The 16,087-nt window shown below is 45.6% G+C and carries 14 protein-coding genes; all 14 read left to right on the plus strand.

Translation table 11 applies throughout. The features are described 5' to 3' along the window. The first annotated feature begins 165 nt into the window (after nucleotides 1–165). Nucleotides 166–846, plus strand: coding sequence for a ribose-5-phosphate isomerase RpiA (gene rpiA, locus JUE95_RS09530; protein ID WP_203651013.1), 681 nt, complete (start codon nucleotides 166–168; stop codon nucleotides 844–846). A gap of 1,324 nt (nucleotides 847–2,170) precedes the next feature. After that, nucleotides 2,171–3,424, plus strand: a complete 1,254-nt coding sequence (locus JUE95_RS09535; RefSeq protein ID WP_203651145.1) for a NupC/NupG family nucleoside CNT transporter — start codon at nucleotides 2,171–2,173, stop codon at nucleotides 3,422–3,424. Between the two features lie 192 nt (nucleotides 3,425–3,616). Continuing rightward, complete coding sequence (locus tag JUE95_RS09540) at nucleotides 3,617–4,927, plus strand: NCS2 family permease (protein WP_203651015.1); 1,311 nt, start codon at nucleotides 3,617–3,619, stop codon at nucleotides 4,925–4,927. A gap of 28 nt (nucleotides 4,928–4,955) precedes the next feature. Next, nucleotides 4,956–5,870 carry a ribonucleoside hydrolase RihC gene (gene rihC, locus JUE95_RS09545; protein ID WP_203651017.1) on the plus strand — a complete coding sequence of 305 codons (915 nt, stop codon included), beginning with the start codon at nucleotides 4,956–4,958 and terminating at the stop codon, nucleotides 5,868–5,870. 1,006 nt (nucleotides 5,871–6,876) lie between these two features. Beyond that, entirely contained in the window at nucleotides 6,877–7,605 is a 729-nt protein-coding gene (gene rsmG, locus JUE95_RS09550; protein ID WP_203651019.1) for a 16S rRNA (guanine(527)-N(7))-methyltransferase RsmG, read from the plus strand. 21 nt (nucleotides 7,606–7,626) lie between these two features. After that, nucleotides 7,627–8,451 (plus strand): nucleoid occlusion protein, encoded by an 825-nt coding sequence (gene noc / locus JUE95_RS09555; RefSeq protein ID WP_203651021.1) that lies wholly within the window; start codon nucleotides 7,627–7,629, stop codon nucleotides 8,449–8,451. Nucleotides 8,452–8,468: 17 nt separating this feature from the next. Continuing rightward, nucleotides 8,469–9,242: a ParA family protein gene (locus JUE95_RS09560; RefSeq protein WP_203651023.1), complete on the plus strand. Its 774-nt coding sequence runs from the start codon at nucleotides 8,469–8,471 to the stop codon at nucleotides 9,240–9,242. Further along, on the plus strand, nucleotides 9,226–10,110 hold the full coding sequence (locus JUE95_RS09565; RefSeq protein WP_203651025.1) for a ParB/RepB/Spo0J family partition protein: 885 nt from the start codon (nucleotides 9,226–9,228) through the stop codon (nucleotides 10,108–10,110). The genes JUE95_RS09560 and JUE95_RS09565 overlap by 17 nt, the downstream gene beginning before the upstream one ends. 10 nt (nucleotides 10,111–10,120) lie before the next feature. Next, nucleotides 10,121–10,312 carry a DUF951 domain-containing protein gene (locus JUE95_RS09570; protein ID WP_089088952.1) on the plus strand — a complete coding sequence of 64 codons (192 nt, stop codon included), beginning with the start codon at nucleotides 10,121–10,123 and terminating at the stop codon, nucleotides 10,310–10,312. Between the two features lie 22 nt (nucleotides 10,313–10,334). Further along, nucleotides 10,335–11,435, plus strand: coding sequence for a redox-regulated ATPase YchF (gene ychF / locus JUE95_RS09575; RefSeq protein ID WP_203651027.1), 1,101 nt, complete (start codon nucleotides 10,335–10,337; stop codon nucleotides 11,433–11,435). A gap of 304 nt (nucleotides 11,436–11,739) precedes the next feature. Further along, nucleotides 11,740–12,507: a DUF1129 family protein gene (locus tag JUE95_RS09580; protein WP_203651028.1), complete on the plus strand. Its 768-nt coding sequence runs from the start codon at nucleotides 11,740–11,742 to the stop codon at nucleotides 12,505–12,507. Between the two features lie 295 nt (nucleotides 12,508–12,802). Next, entirely contained in the window at nucleotides 12,803–13,942 is a 1,140-nt protein-coding gene (guaB, locus tag JUE95_RS09585; RefSeq protein ID WP_203651036.1) for an IMP dehydrogenase, read from the plus strand. Between the two features lie 255 nt (nucleotides 13,943–14,197). Continuing rightward, nucleotides 14,198–14,887 carry a response regulator transcription factor CroR gene (croR, locus tag JUE95_RS09590; protein WP_089108018.1) on the plus strand — a complete coding sequence of 230 codons (690 nt, stop codon included), beginning with the start codon at nucleotides 14,198–14,200 and terminating at the stop codon, nucleotides 14,885–14,887. A 34-nt stretch (nucleotides 14,888–14,921) separates the two neighbouring features. Then, nucleotides 14,922–16,076 (plus strand): sensor histidine kinase, encoded by a 1,155-nt coding sequence (locus JUE95_RS09595; protein ID WP_203651146.1) that lies wholly within the window; start codon nucleotides 14,922–14,924, stop codon nucleotides 16,074–16,076. Nucleotides 16,077–16,087 lie beyond the last annotated feature (11 nt).

A 16,087-nucleotide genomic window follows, 5' to 3' on the forward strand; every position in this document is an offset into this window, starting at 1 on the left:
CAACTAAATCGGAAAGGCCCCGGCACCGCTTCTGAGCAATCGGAAATGGTGCCGGGGTTTCTTGTACACTTGTACTTGGCTCTTGACCGCCCCTGAACAAACGCATAGAATAACATCTGGAATTCAAGTTAATAACAGCGTTTTACTAACTCAGGAGGATCGTGTATGAAGACTCAAGATGAACTGAAAAAAATTGCCGGTTACAAGGCTGCTGAACTGGTTGAAGACGGGATGACCGTTGGCCTTGGTACTGGTAGCACGGTGCGTTACTTATTAGACGCGCTGGGCGAACGAATCAAGAAGGATGGCGTGCACTTCACAGGTGTGCCAACTTCTAACCGGACGGCTGATTACGGCCGCAACTTAGGTATGGAGATCAAGTCACTGGATGACGTTGATACCATCGACATCACTATTGACGGCGCGGATGAAGTTGACCCGCAAATCAACGGGATCAAAGGCGGCGGCGGTGCCCAAACTTGGGAAAAACTGGTGGCTACCAACTCTAAGCAATGTGCTTGGATCGTTGACGAAAGTAAAGTTGTTGACCAATTAGGTAAGTTCCCGCTACCCGTTGAAGTACTGGAATACGGTCACCATCAGCTGGTAAAGCGGCTGGCTGACCTTGGCTACAAGCCGGAAGTCCGTCAAAAAGACGGCAAAGTCTTCCACACGGATGAGGGCAACATTATCGTTGACTTGCATTTAGGTAAGATTGCGGCACCATACGACCTTGCGGATGAACTGAGCAACATGACCGGTGTTGTTGAACACGGGCTATTCTTAGATATGACCAAGACGGTCGTTATCGGTACTCAGGATGGCGCGGTTGTTAAAACCAAATAGACGAAATCTTAAGCAGCTCAACTGCTGGTCAATCTTGACTGGCGGTTGGGCTGTTTTGCTTTAATGGCGGGGTTTATAAGCGGTCAAATTTCACTCTAAAAATTTAGCACATTTCTGTTGTAACCGGTTACATTTCATGTTATTATATAAATGTGGAAGAGATAAGAAGCCGGTACCAAGACGTTTCCAAGTTGTAGAGTTTTACCGATTATGAAGTTGATCCCGTTTTGTAGATCGAAGCTAATGATTGGCAACAAACAGCAAAAACGTTTGGTTCCAACTGTTTAAAGTTTCTGAAATAAGCTTTACAAGTTTCAAATAGTAACGTGTTTCAAGAAGTACAAGTTTTATTGAGCAACATGTTTCAAAGCGCGGATTTCTAACGAACGCTAGCCACCTGAGGTTTTTGTTCCACCACTAATTGAATATGAGTCACATGCTTAGCGTTTCTGCTAAAACGTACGAATATCTTAGATGTAGTGATATCTTCTTAGGGGTTAAAAAGAGTTCGAATGTGATGTAGGCTGGGTCTATGCGATGGTTATGTAATAACCTCTTGAGTGTAGAGAGTCGAGTTCATGAGATTCAAAAAGTTCCAATGTTTCATCTCATCTAGTTAAACGGTAATTGAAACTAATAAGTTATTGACAAGACTATTACGGCAGTTGACTAGAAATAAGTATTTGAGGCGATAGATTATCAATTTAATGTTTACGAAGCGGGTTAGCTGGTTAAACGGTTTCGTCTCTTCCATACATGCATCAAAGTTTTCATAGGGGCTCAAGGGTGAATGAATCATATTTCAACCTTGAGTCTAATTTTATGGTCTCATTTCATTGCTATTCTAATTGTCAGAAATGGTATAATGTAATTCCTTGGCAGGGGCATCATCGAGGGAAACATTTCCCTTGAAAAAGGATTTACTAGTTAACCATTGAATAGTAGATTCTTTTTTTATTGCCAATTTTGCTGTTAGAATACGTTTCTGGGTGAGCCTCGGTAGTAATTTATAGCGTATTAGTTGTAAGTTAAACCGATTCACTTGTTGGATTTATTGAATCCGTGTTTACGGAAGGTCCAAAACAAGGTAAAATGGGATTTGCTTACTTGTCTTTTTTTAAAAGTAAGTGGTGGTTATTGTCGAGTCTGTGTCTGCGTCTCTGGTTATTTTTGAAAGCGCTGAACTTTCTAGGTCGTTTGGTACGCAGTTTGTGCCATTATTCGGAATTCAAGTCAACAAGCGGTCGGATTGGGAAGCCTTTTTGAAGTGATTCAGCTGCGTGTCTCACAGCAAAAAACAGAAAGAAGGTTTAGTTTAATGTCGATGTACTTAATCGTCAACATTATTGGGGTTTTAGTTTATCTCGGGATCGCGTTCCTGTTCTCGAAGAGTAAAAAGACGATCAACTGGAAATCAACTGCAATCGTCTTGGTGCTTAACTTGGTTATTGCCTGGATCTTAACCAGTTTCTCTTGGGGCCGTGATGCCGTTCAGGCTGCTGCCAACGGATTCAACTGGTTAGTCCAAGTGGCTTATCAAGGTATCGTGTTCGCATTACCTAACTGGGTAACGCCACAGTTCGGTGGGACTGCTAAGTCAATGAACTTCGTTACAAGTGCATTGCTGCCTATCCTGCTGATCGTACCAATGTTTGATATCTTAACTTACATTGGGTTCCTGCCTTGGATCATCAAGTGGATCGGCCGCGGTTTATCAGCTATTACTGGTCAACCAAAGTTCGAATCATTCTTCTCAGTTGAAATGATGTTCCTTGGTAACACTGAAGCCTTGGCCGTTTCACGTCTTCAAATTCAATCAATGCGTGCAGAACGTAACGTCACATTGGCTATGATGTCGATGTCATGTATTACTGCTTCCATTGTGGGTGCATATACTCAAATGGTTCCTGGTAACTACGTTTTGACGGCGATTCCGCTGAACATTTTGAACGCGATCATCGTCACGAACATTTTGAACCCAGTGAAGGTGACTTCAGAAGAAGATACCATTGCCAAAATTGGTGGCGGTTCTGACGCTGAAGAAGCTGAAATGGAAGGCGGCAAGAAGGAACCATTCTTCTCATTCTTGGGTGATTCTATCCTGGGTGCCGGCCGTTTGATCTTGATCATCGCCGCTAACGTTATCGCCTTCGTTGCCTTAGCTGCATTGATCGATAAGCTGTTAGGCTTGATCAACCCATGGTTATCACTTGAACATATCTTGGGTATCATCATGTTCCCATTTGCATGGTTAATGGGTCTGAACGTGCACGATGCGTTCCAGTTCGCTCAATACATGGGGACGAAGTTAGTGACTAACGAATTCGTTGTTATGGGTAAGATTGCCCCAACAATTCACGATGTTGCTAAATACGGTGCGCACTATCAAGCACAATTGACAGTCTTCTTGACTTCATTTGCTAACTTCAGTACGACTGGTATGATTATTGGTGCCTTCAAGGGCTTGGCTGACAAAGAAACTAACGGTTTGATTTCTAAGAACGTTGGTTACATGTTACTGTCAGGTATCTTGGTATCACTATTATCAGCTGGTATCGTGGGCTTATTTGTTTGGTAATCACCACTTACGCATAAGTCAATTAATTAAGTATTAAACCACGAGCAGCCCAGATCGAGGAAAATTTTCGGTCTGGGCTGTTGTGGCCTAGGGTGTCGAAACTGACGTCAGTCAGCTGAAACCCATCGTTTGGAATAACGATGCAACCCCGATCACAACCGTCTCAACGACGAAAGGATAGGGATTATTTACATGAAACAAGCGCAACAACTTGAAGCAAAGAACCGGATGTCATTATTAGAGGTCTGGCAGAATAAAACGCTGCTGAAGCAGGAAATCATTGCGGGATTGACGGGTTTCTTTGCCATCTCGTATATCATCATCGTGAACCCGGTGATTTTAAAGGATGCTGGTATTCCCACTGATCTTAGTGTTTTTGCCACCATCATCAGTTCCGTAATCGGTTGTTTAATCATGGGCTTCTTCGCTAACGCGCCGGTGATCCTGACGCCCGGTATGGGTGTGAACGCCTTCTTTACCTACACGATTTGTGCCACAATGGGGATGTCTTGGCAGGTCGCAGTGGCCATTTCAATCGTGGCCAGTGCCATCTACATGGTCGTTGCGTTTACCAGCCTAAGTTCCGTGCTGGCAAAGGCAATTCCTGGCTCGCTGAAAAGCGGGATCACAGCTGGAATTGGGTTATTCTTAGTTGAAATTGGTCTGGAAAAAGCCGGACTGATCGTTGCTGGGAAGAATTCACTGATCGTGCTGGGTAATCTGACTTCACCAGCCACGTTACTGGCAATCTTCGGGATTATGCTCAGTGTGATTTTATACTTGCGGCAGGTACCGGCCAGTTTTCTGATTGGAATCGTTGTCACCAGTGTGATTGGTGTGTTATTCGGTATTCGTGATGAACAGAGTATTAGCGTTCATTTGTCACGCTTAGCTGACTACCACCAACTTCTGCTACACGGTGACTTTTCCAAAGCGTTAACGATTCCGTTTATCCTAGCAGCGTTCTCCATGACCATGATCCTCGTGTTTGAATCTATGGGGCTCTTGCAGGGAATTCTGCCAGATAACCGGAAGTTTAAACGGGCATTTCAGGCTAGTTCCGTAACTGCCTTTATCTCGGGTCTGCTAGGTACCAGTCCAACCGTGGCTGCTGCCGAGAGTGCTTCCGGGATCGAGTCCGGTGGTCGGACCGGCGTGATGTCGATTACTGCCGGCATTCTATTTGCCATTTCCATGTTCTTTGTTCCGTTGCTGGCGTACGTCCCACAGGCAGCCATTGCACCGGTGATCATCATTACCGGCGCCATTATGATGGAGTCCATTGGCTCAATTGATATGCATGACTTCGCAGCCTGGTTTCCGGCGTTTCTGATTATTGTGCTGATTCCGCTGACCAACAGTATTTCAACTGGTCTGGCATTTGGTTTCGTTTTCTACCCAATCTTACGGATTGCTAGTGGCGATGGCCGCAACGTCAGTCCAGTGATGTACGTGCTGGGCGGATTGTTTCTCATTGATTTGGTTCTAAGTGCTTCACTATAACAAAGTTTAGTATGGAGGCTATATTATTATGACAATCAAAATTATCATGGATACCGATCCTGGTATCGACGATGCAGCTGCAATTACCATGGCTATCAACGATGACAACATTGATTTGAAGCTGATCACTACTGTTGCCGGTAACGTTACGGTTGACAAGACAACTAAGAACGCACAGAAATTAGTTCGGTTCTTTAATTCCGACATTCCAGTGGCAGCTGGTGCTAAGCAGCCACTAATCAAGCCATTCGAAGATGCCGCACGGATTCATGGTGAATCAGGTATGCCGGGATACGATTTCCCAGAAGATCTGCCAAAGCCAATGGACAAGAGTGCCGTTGAAGCACTTCACGACGCCATCATGGCTAGTGACGAAAAGATCACGTTAGTTCCAACCGGTTCGTACACCAACATCGCTCTGTTATTCTCTGAATATCCAGAAGTAAAGGACAACATCGAACGGATCGTTGCCATGGGCGGTTCACTGGGCATGGGTAACATGACCAGCGCTGCCGAATTCAACGTCTTCACTGACCCGCACGCTGCTAAGATCGTTTACAATTCAGGTGTGCCAATCGTGATGGTTGGTTTGGACATTACCATGAAAGCTCTGTTAACTCCGGAAAGCCTTGAAAAGCTGCCTGAGTTAAATGAGACTGGTAAGATGCTGCATGATATCATTATTCACGATGGTGACAACTCTGAAAACGGTATTGCCATGCACGATGTGAATACGATCTTCTACCTGCTTCACCCAGAAGCAATCACCACTGAAGATATGTGGGTGGACGTTCAGACTGAAGGCCCAGCAATGGGCGAAACGGTTGGTGACATTCGCGGTGCTTACCACGATGGCAAGACCAACGCCTCTGTCTGTGTCGACATCGACGCTGCAGCCTTTAACAAATGGTTCATTAACGAAGTTTCTCATATTTCAAAGTAAATTAATTTAGTTCATACGCTGTTTATACCACTATACAAATGAACCGCACTAAGCTGTAAGGGGCTTAGGGCGGTTTATTTATTTGGCGAAATTTTTCTGATAGTTTCCCATGAGGAGAAATGTCTAGTATAATTATGGGGTGTGAAAACAAGGTGCAGTTCTCTGTTTGAGGTAGCCCAGTCCAGCTATATAAGCTTGGAGCTTTCGCTTCACTCCAGGCGCTTGTGGGGCTGGAACGCGGTGGCTCGCTCCGGAGCTAATCAACATAGCTGAAACATGCTCCACGAGGCAGAGAGTTGCATATAAGTCACTTAGACCATAAACCCAAGTTCGGGGTTTCCGGTCTAAGTACCTTATACTCCACTCTCTTAACGCCTCGTTCCGCACTCTAGCCTCAAATGGATCTCCTCCGACTCGCGTGATACTAGGCAGCAGCCAGGGCTTCGCCACTGTCAGCTACCAAGTATCACCGACACCGCTGAGCCCCAGCGCCTTCCGTTTTGCTGATATTGTGTGTTTGTTTCACTACGATGGCTTATTTGCGTCAGCAACCTAGCTGGTAAGATGCCATCAATGTGCCATGTAAATGCAGTGGAGTGTTCAGGGTAAATCGTGGTGTCGATGATGTTAGCGAGCGTTTCTTGCTCGGTTACATCATCAGGTGACGGAGGAGATCCGCCCCAAGCGAAGCGCAGGTGCTAGCTCCGGAGCACCTGCACGGCGAGTTACCCTGAACACGGAACGAAATGAGCTGCAATGCATTCTCGCAACGTTACTATAAAAGGTTTGGATAGATTAGCACTGCAGTGCCTGCACGACGAGTTACCCTGAACGCGGAGCGAAATGAGTCGTAACGCACTTCAACACCCCCACCCAAATAACCGCTAAAAAAGTTCGAAATAGCAAGCAATAACCACCTTCAAGAGCTTGCGTACATACCATAATTAATGTAAAGTATACTAGAGCGTGAAACAAAGTGTTTCACAGAATGTATTAGGAGATTTCAATGAATGATAGCCAATTTATTGCTGCGTTAGAAGCTCAGGGGATTACGGTTTCCGAGAAACAAATGCAGCAGTTCGACCAGTACTTTAAAATTCTGGTTGACACCAATCAACATCTTAATTTAACAACCATCACAGAACGCGGTGACGTTTATCTGAAGCATTTTTATGACTCAGTAACGCCCGCCTTTTATGCGCCTGAATTGCGGACTGAAGAACTAACGCTTTGCGACGTCGGTGCTGGAGCAGGATTCCCATCATTGCCGATGAAGATCTTGTTTCCGAAACTGCAAGTTACAATTGTGGATTCCTTGAATAAGCGGATCAATTTTTTGAAGGATTTGATTGCCGATTTAGGCCTAGAAGGTGTTAGGGTATATCATGCACGAGCTGAAGAGTTTGGCGGCAAGCGTTCAGAACACCGAGAAGCCTACGACGTTGTCACTGCACGAGCAGTGGCTCGGATGAGCGTTTTGAGCGAGCTTTGCTTACCGCTAGTAAAGCTGCACGGTCAATTTATTGCGTTGAAAGCACAGCAGACTGAATCAGAGTTGGCACATTCACAATCAGCAATTGCAACGTTAGGTGGCAAATTGCGGTTAGACCAGTCATTTACCTTGCCTGAATCTGGGGATGAACGGCACATCGTGGTCATTGACAAGGTCAAGCCAACGCCCAAGCGGTACCCGCGTAAGGCTGGAACGCCTAACAAGGAGCCGCTCGGCGATTAGTTAGAAAGGGGGACGATTAGGATGGCGTTTTCGTTATTTGGTCGTGATAAATCCAACCAGCAAGAAACGGAAAGCATTAAACAAAAAGTGGTCATGGTACCGGTAGATGCCATCGTGCCAAACCGGTTCCAGCCGCGGCACGTTTTTAATCAGCGCAGCATTGACGAACTGGCACAAACCATTTCAGATCATGGCTTACTGCAACCAATCGTCTTACGGGAATACGAACCGCATCAATACGAAATTATTGCTGGGGAACGGCGTTATCGGGCAGTGAAATCGCTGAACTGGCGTGAAGTACCGTCAATCATTCAGTCATTGTCTGACGATGAAACAGCTTCACTGGCTCTGATTGAAAATCTGCAACGGGAAGGCTTAACACCGATTGAAGAGGCCCAGGCTTATCAATCTCTGATGAAACTTAACCAGCTTACTCAAAGCCAGTTGGCAAAAGATGTTGGGAAGAGTCAGTCATTTATTGCCAACAAGTTACGTCTCCTGAAACTCAGTGAGCCCGTCCAAGAAGCAATTATGAACGAAGAGATCAGTGAACGGCATGGTCGCGCGCTTTTAGCAGTAACCCAAAAGCAGCAGGAGAAGTTATTAAAACGGATCATTGCTGATCATTTAACCGTCCGGGATGCGGAACGGCTGATTCAGCGCCACCGTGCAAAGGAAAAGCCGAAGCCGAAGATCAAGTCAGTTTCAGCTGATACTCGGGTAGCCGTCAACACTATCAAAAAGTCGCTGAAGATGGTTAGCAACGCTGGTCTGAAAGTTAAAACAACAGAAGAAGATAATGACGATAGCTACCGAATTACTATCGACATCATGAAAAAATCATAAAGGAGTGACGAAAACCGATGGCAGATATAATTGCGCTTGCAAACCAAAAAGGCGGGGTCGGCAAAACAACGACTGCAGTGAACCTGGGTGCGGGCTTAGCCAACCTAGGGAATCGCGTATTGTTGGTCGATATCGATGCACAGGGGAACGCTACCAGTGGAGTTGGCATTGCCAAGTCCTCCATTTCCAAGGACATTTACGACGTTCTGGTTAATGAAGAACCGATTGCTGATGTGATCTTACATACGAGTCATAAAGATTTAGACATTGCGCCAGCAACCATTCAACTGTCAGGCGCTGAAATTGAATTGACGGCTCAAATTGCCCGAGAGACTCGTTTATTAGATGCCCTTAAAGTCATTCAGGATCAATATGATTTTATTTTGGTGGACTGTCCGCCTTCATTGGGTCTATTGACCATCAATGCCTTTACCGCCAGCAACTCCATTTTGATTCCAGTTCAATCTGAATACTACGCGCTGGAAGGGCTCAGTCAGTTGCTGAACACCATTCAATTGGTCCGCAAGCACTTCAATCCTAATTTGAAGATTGAGGGCGTTTTGCTGACCATGTACGATGCCCGGACCAATTTAGGACATCAAGTCAATGAAGAAGTGAAGAAGTACTTTAAAGACAACGTTTACGAGACCATTATTCCACGGAACGTCCGGTTATCCGAGGCACCAAGCCATGGGTTACCGATTATGGATTATGACCCGAAGTCAACCGGTGCTCAAGTTTATTCGCAACTCGCAAAGGAAGTGGCAGCTGCTCATGGCAAACAAAAATAATAAGGGACTCGGACGCGGCATTGAAGCATTATTTGCGGATAATAGCGTTGACCCAGATGTAGAAACAGTCATCGATATCAAACTCGATCAGATTCGTCCAAACCCGTATCAGCCACGTCAAAAGTTTGACCAGGCGGCCCTAAAGGATCTGGCACATTCAATTGAAAAATCAGGTGTGTTCCAGCCAATTATTGTCCGGCAGCCAGACCCGGAAGTCTCCCGTTATGAGATTTTAGCTGGTGAACGGCGTGTTCGAGCTTCTAAACTGATTAAAAATGAGACCATTCCCGCAATTGTCCGTGAAGTGACCGAACCCCAAATGATGGAGATCGCCGTCATGGAAAACTTACAGCGTGAAGATCTCACACCATTGGAAGAAGCGGAAGCTTACGAGATGCTGATGAGCAACTTGAACCTGACGCAGGCGCAAGTGTCCTCACGGCTGGGCAAGAGCCGGCCATACATTGCTAACTACTTACGGTTACTGGGCTTGCCAAAGCAGGTTAAAGAACTGCTGCAAAAGAAGCGGCTTTCGATGGGACAAGCAAGAACTTTGCTGTCACTGAAGGACCGGTCACAGATGGTCAGCCTGGCTAATCGTGCGGCTGATGGTAAGATGACCGTGCGGGCTTTGGAAGGCGTTGTCAGCAAGATGAACGGTCAAGCTGCTGCTAAGCCAAAGAAGCGCATCAAGCAGAAGTCACCGTACTTGCGGGCAGGCGAGAACGTGCTCCAAGAGAAGTTTGGCACTCAAGTAACGATCAGCGAGTCGAATAAGGAAGCCGGTCAGGGTAAGATTGAAATCGAGTATATGTCAGATGACGACTTAAGCCGGATTCTGGAGATTCTCGACGTACATTTAGACTAGGAGTGATTTGATGTACGATTTAGGTGATTTAGTTGAAATGAAGAAGCCGCATCCATGTGGCGTTAACCGCTGGGAAATTATTCGGATGGGCGCTGATATCAAGATTAAGTGTACCGGCTGCGGCCACATCGTGATGCTGAGCCGTCGCGAGTTTGAGAAAAAGCTGAAAAAGGTTTTAGAAAAGAAACCAAAAACTGACTAAAAAGGAAGAGTGAGACTTTACTATGTCATTAACAGCAGGAATTGTCGGCTTACCAAACGTTGGTAAGTCAACCTTATTTAACGCAATTACCAAGGCGGGAGCCGAAATGGCTAACTACCCGTTTGCGACTATCGACCCCAACGTTGGGATGGTTGAAGTACCGGATTCACGGCTAGACCGGATTCAGGAACTGATCCCAGCTAAAAAAGTGGTGCCAACGACGTTTGAATTTACCGATATTGCCGGAATCGTTAAGGGTGCCAGCAAGGGTGAAGGTTTAGGTAACAAGTTCTTGGAAAACATTCGTCAGGTGGACGCCATCGTGCACGTTGTGCGGGCCTTTGATGACGATAACATTACCCACGTTTCTGGTAAAATCGATCCCATTGATGATATTGAAACGATTAACCTGGAATTAGGTTTGTCAGATCTTGAAGCCGTAGATAAGCGGTTGGCTAAGGTTCAGCGGGCTGCTAAAGGCAGTGATAAAGAGGCTAAGGCTGAACTGGCTGTTTTGGAAAAGATTAAGCCAGTCCTTGAAGCAGGTAAGGGCGTTCGATCAATTGACTTTGACGAAGACGAACAAAAAATCGTTAAGGGACTGTTCTTGCTGACCAGTAAGCCAGTACTTTACGTTGCCAACATTGCTGAAGATGATATGGCTGAACCTGAAAAGTCTAAGTACTTCCCAGCAATTAAGGATTACGCTGCTAAGGAAGGCGCACAAGCAATTGCCGTAGCAGCGGAAGCTGAAGAAGAAATCGCTGAACTGGATGATGATGAAAAGGCAGACTTCCTAGAAGCTGAAGGCGTGACGGAACCAGGTTTGAACCGCCTGATCAGAGCCTCATACAAGCTATTAGGACTAGAAACTTTCTTCACGGCTGGTGGTAAGGAAACCAGAGCTTGGACCTTCAAGAAGGGCACCAAGGCACCACAAGCAGCCGGAATCATTCACTCAGACTTCGAGCGAGGCTTTATTCGTGCGGAAATTATGGCATTCGATGATTTGGACAAGTACGAATCAGAAAACGCGGTAAAGGATGCCGGCAAGCTCAGAGTTGAAGGTAAAGATTATGTGATGCAGGACGGGGATATTGCGGAGTTTAGGTTTAATGTCTAAGAGTGCGGAACGAGGCGTTTAGAGAGCGGAGTGTAAGACGCTTCCGACAAAAATCCCGAACTTGGATTTATGTCGGAAGTGACTTACATGCAGCTCTCTGCCTCGTGGAGCACGTTTCAAAAGCAGAGTGTGGAAGCAGGCGTTTAGAGAGCGGAGTGTAAGTTAATGTTGGCAAAAATCCTGGTTTTGGATTTATGCCAATATTGGCTTACACATAGCTCTCTGCCTGTTGAAACACGTTTCGGCTATATAAACTAAACCTTACAAACCCAACCAAAACCAGAGAAAAAGGGGAGATCCAAAATTGAGCGAGAATGATAAACGCAATTCCGGCGCGCAGCAGCGACAACGTAACGCTGCTGTTCACCAGGATCGTAATAGTATAGTTAAAAGTGAACATGAAGTTTTCGATAACATTGGTTTGACAAAGCGGAATGCTGACTACATGTTCCGTTTCAATCAGGCTTTGCAGGCAACTAAGCTGAGTACTGAGAAGAAAGCGGAAATCGTTAAAACCACAACTAACGAACTATTAGAGGGACAAAAAACGGGTAAGACCGCGAAGAATATGTATGGTAACGACGTGAATGCCCGCGTTAAAGAAATTGTTGAAGGACCGACGCGGCCGGCTGGCGCCATGGATCCATACTGGCCAAGTGCGCTGTATAACGGCCTGAATTTCTTCACAATTTTCAGTATTATGTTCGGTGTGATGTTCTTGATTTCACCAGCTTCACAGAGAACTAACCAATCCGTTGGTCTGGTTTCAATTCTCCTGTCATCAGCCATTGCTGGTCTGGCTTTACCACAGATTCCGCGTCTTTTTGATTCAAAGCGTGAGCACCGCTACGCACTTTGGATTCGAATCGTTGGTGCAGTTGTCTTCTTGATCCTATGGTTGTTACTGTTCACAATGACGGCCGCATTACCAGGTATCTTGAACCCAACATTAGGTGCATGGCCAATGATTATCTTAGGTGTCCTTGGTGGTCTGCTTTCAATTCTGGTCAAGCGCCAGTATAAGCTGACCCAGGGATTCTTCGGAAACGTGCCGCAAAATCGGCGTAGGTAAAAGAACATACGTATTAACTTATCAAAAATCAGTTTGATGATCGGTCGGCAAGGCCGGTTGTCAAGCTGTTTTTTTGTTATTCGAATGATTACACCGTCACGAACGAAAATGAGACAAATAAATGAATTGTTCCCAAATTATTTAAAAAATAAGTCTAAACGGTTCATTTTTAAGCATACCTGATGAGAATTCGAACTAAAATCTTACAAGTTAATGAGAATCCTTGCATTTTCTGAAAGTCGCTGGTATATTACCAAACAATACCAAAAAAATTAATAAGGGAGCGTTCATTTCAATGACTACTAATTGGGATTCGAAGTTTCAAAAACAAGGGATTACTTTTGATGACGTGTTGCTTATACCTGCAGAGAGTCATGTGTTGCCAAACGATGTCGATTTAAGGGTCCAGTTAGCTGATAATTTGAAATTAAACGTACCATTCCTCAGTGCCAGTATGGATACTGTAACGGAATCTAAGATGGCGATTGCCATGGCCAATAATGGTGGTCTGGGTGTCATCCACAAGAACATGTCCAAGGAAGCACAGGCTGGTGAAGTGGCTAAAGTGAAGGCCGTTACTAGCGACAAGATTCGTAAGGACGCAGCGTTGGATGACCAAGGCCGTTTGCTGGTTGCCGCGGCGGTTGGCGTTACCTCAGACACCTTCGAACGGGCTGAAGGTTTGCTGGCCGCCGGTGCAGACGCCATTATCATTGACACTGCTCACGGTCATTCAGCGGGTGTTCTTCGCAAGGTTGCTCAGATTCGTGATCAATTCCCAGATGCAACTCTGATTGCCGGTAACGTTGCTACCGGTTCAGGTACCCGGGCATTATTCGAAGCCGGCGTTGACGTTGTGAAAGTTGGTATCGGTCCCGGTTCTATCTGTACTACTCGAGTCGTTGCCGGTGTCGGTGTTCCTCAACTCACTGCTATTTACGATGCTGCTGAAGTTGCTCAAGAATTCCACAAGCCAATCATTGCTGATGGCGGAATCAAGTACTCTGGTGACATTGTTAAGGCTTTGGCAGCTGGTGGTAACGCCGTGATGCTTGGCTCAATGCTTTCAGGAACTGACGAAGCGCCTGGCGAAGTCTTTGAAGATAACGGTAAGAAGTATAAGACTTATCGTGGCATGGGCTCATTAGCAGCCATGGAACACGGCTCAGCTGACCGTTACTTCCAAGGCGGCGTTAACGAAGCTAACAAGTTAGTTCCAGAAGGTATTGAAGCACGAGTTGAATACAAGGGCAGCGTCGATGATATTATTTTCCAAATGGTCGGCGGTCTCCGTTCCGGAATGGGTTACACTGGCTGTGAAACCGTTCAGGAACTTATCGAGGATGCGCAGTTTGTTCGCATCTCAAACGCCGGTTTAGTTGAATCACATCCACATGATGTGCAATTAACGAAAGCCGCACCTAACTACAAGTAATAAATAAAGCGTTCAGAAGCCCAAGAGAGGTTGTCGTTAAGACTTCTCTTAGGGCTTTTTTGTTTATTCTTGAAATGTGCTGTAAAATTTAATGAGAACCTTAAGTTAATTGAATAATAATGAATGATGCCCTATCTTTTGGTAATATAGACCTAAGCAAACGGCAGGGATGCGTCGCACCGCCGAATTGCACATGAATAAATGGCTAAGGCCATTTTAGCCAATCGATTGAATAATAAGGAGAACTTAAAAAACATGAAAATTTTAGTTGTTGATGATGATAAGGAAATTGCACAATTGCTGGAGATCTACATTAAAAACGAAGGTTACGAACCAATCACTGCTTACAATGGTAAAGAAGCACTGACAAAGCTGCATACCACACCGGATATCGGTTTGATGATCTTAGATATTATGATGCCCGAAATGAGCGGAATCGAAGTCATTAAGGAAGTTCGTAAGGATTCTGAACTGCCGATTTTGATTTTGTCTGCTAAAACGGATGATATGGATAAAATTCAAGGCTTGGTCAGCGGCGGCGACGATTACGTCACAAAGCCGTTCAACCCGTTGGAAGTGATGGCACGGGTTAAATCACTGCTGCGTCGGGCATCTGACCACGTTACCGACGAGAAGCCGGATGTTTTGGACATCGGTTCATTGACGATCAACAAGGATTCCCACGAAGTAAAGACGTTATCAGGCAAATTAGTGAACCTGACCGCTTTGGAATTCGGTATTCTTTACTTATTGGCCAGTCATCCTAACCGGGTCTTTTCGGCGGATGAGATTTTTGAACGGGTCTGGCGTCAGGAATCGATCGTTTCTGCCAAGACCGTGATGGTTCATGTGTCACATTTGCGTGATAAGATCGAAGAAGCTACCGGTGGTGAAAAAGTCATTCAGACGGTTTGGGGTGTCGGATACAAGATTGAAACACACTAGGGGAAATATGAATACAGACAGAGACAGTAAGGCAATGAAGCTCACAGCAAGGGAAAAAAGCGCGCTGATCATGGAAGGTATCGTGACCGTCGTGCTTTTGCTGTTGCTTAATCTGTCGGTGATCGTTCTGTTAAACGAAATGATTCAGACGAACCCAGGGCTCCAAGACGGGATTTTTATCATTAAGCGGTCGATCATTATCGGACCGGCTCATTATCAACTTTGGAGCTGGGAGAACATCTTTATTTTGCTGATGCTGATTTTTGATGCCGGAGTGGTATATTGGCGTCTGATTCGCCGTTACCGGCAGATGCAGTTACGGCACATCATCGACGAACTGCACTACATTGCTAATGGCCACTTTGACCACCGGATTCCCTTTACCATCAAAGGCGAAACACAGCGAGTAGTCGCCTCGGTCAACGCGCTGGTTGATTCTGTTATTGCCTCCATGAACGAGGAGCGGCGAATCGAGAAATCAAAGGATGAATTGATCACTAATGTTAGCCACGATTTACGGACACCGTTAACGTCGATTATTGGTTATTTGGGGCTAGTGGAAGACCGGCAGTATCACTCTGAAGATGAGCTGTTAAAGTACACGGGTACGGCCTTTAATAAAGCCAAACAGATGAAATCCCTGGTGGATGATCTGTTTGTCTACACAAAAATGCGGCAAACGGATACGCCATTATCGATTGCTACGCTAGATGTTGGCCAAATGCTGGAACAGCTGGAAGCCAGCTTCGAATTGGAAGCTAGTGAGAAGGGCATGGCAATCAATATTGACTTGCCCGACAAGCCGATTCATATTGAAGCGGATGGTGAGAAACTTGGTCGAGTCTTCAATAATTTGATTACCAATGCGTTGAAGTACGGTGAGGGTGCCAAGAATATTAATTTGCGAGCCAAGCAGCCCAATGATCAAGAAGTTGTGATCAACGTTGAAAACGATGGCAAAAAGATTCCGGAGGCCGCCTTATCACAAGTCTTCGAACGGTTTTACCGGGTGGAAGGTTCCCGCTCTAAAGCGACGGGCGGTACGGGGTTAGGTCTTGCTATCGCACAGAGTATCGTGAACCGCCACGGTGGCTATATCTACGTGACTTCAACGGATGCCCTGACCCGGTTTATCATTCATTTACCAGTTAAAAATGGCATCCAACTGAAGGATGATCATCAAAAATAATTTTGTGGAGG

Origin of the sequence: Secundilactobacillus yichangensis (assembly GCF_016861565.1) — a bacterium.
GTDB classification, from domain to species: domain Bacteria; phylum Bacillota; class Bacilli; order Lactobacillales; family Lactobacillaceae; genus Secundilactobacillus; species Secundilactobacillus yichangensis.

Excerpts from the sequence above, each read along its gene's own strand:
- rpiA (WP_203651013.1), top strand. The coding sequence starts at position 166 with ATGAAGACTCAAGATGAACTGAAAAAAATTGCCGGTTACAAGGCTGCT.
- JUE95_RS09535 (WP_203651145.1), top strand. The coding sequence starts at position 2,171 with ATGTACTTAATCGTCAACATTATTGGGGTTTTAGTTTATCTCGGGATC.
- JUE95_RS09540 (WP_203651015.1), top strand. The coding sequence starts at position 3,617 with ATGAAACAAGCGCAACAACTTGAAGCAAAGAACCGGATGTCATTATTA.
- rihC (WP_203651017.1), top strand. The coding sequence starts at position 4,956 with ATGACAATCAAAATTATCATGGATACCGATCCTGGTATCGACGATGCA.
- rsmG (WP_203651019.1), top strand. The coding sequence starts at position 6,877 with ATGAATGATAGCCAATTTATTGCTGCGTTAGAAGCTCAGGGGATTACG.
- noc (WP_203651021.1), top strand. The coding sequence starts at position 7,627 with ATGGCGTTTTCGTTATTTGGTCGTGATAAATCCAACCAGCAAGAAACG.
- JUE95_RS09560 (WP_203651023.1), top strand. The coding sequence starts at position 8,469 with ATGGCAGATATAATTGCGCTTGCAAACCAAAAAGGCGGGGTCGGCAAA.
- JUE95_RS09565 (WP_203651025.1), top strand. The coding sequence starts at position 9,226 with ATGGCAAACAAAAATAATAAGGGACTCGGACGCGGCATTGAAGCATTA.
- JUE95_RS09570 (WP_089088952.1), top strand. The coding sequence starts at position 10,121 with ATGTACGATTTAGGTGATTTAGTTGAAATGAAGAAGCCGCATCCATGT.
- ychF (WP_203651027.1), top strand. The coding sequence starts at position 10,335 with ATGTCATTAACAGCAGGAATTGTCGGCTTACCAAACGTTGGTAAGTCA.
- guaB (WP_203651036.1), top strand. The coding sequence starts at position 12,803 with ATGACTACTAATTGGGATTCGAAGTTTCAAAAACAAGGGATTACTTTT.
- croR (WP_089108018.1), top strand. The coding sequence starts at position 14,198 with ATGAAAATTTTAGTTGTTGATGATGATAAGGAAATTGCACAATTGCTG.
- JUE95_RS09595 (WP_203651146.1), top strand. The coding sequence starts at position 14,922 with ATGAAGCTCACAGCAAGGGAAAAAAGCGCGCTGATCATGGAAGGTATC.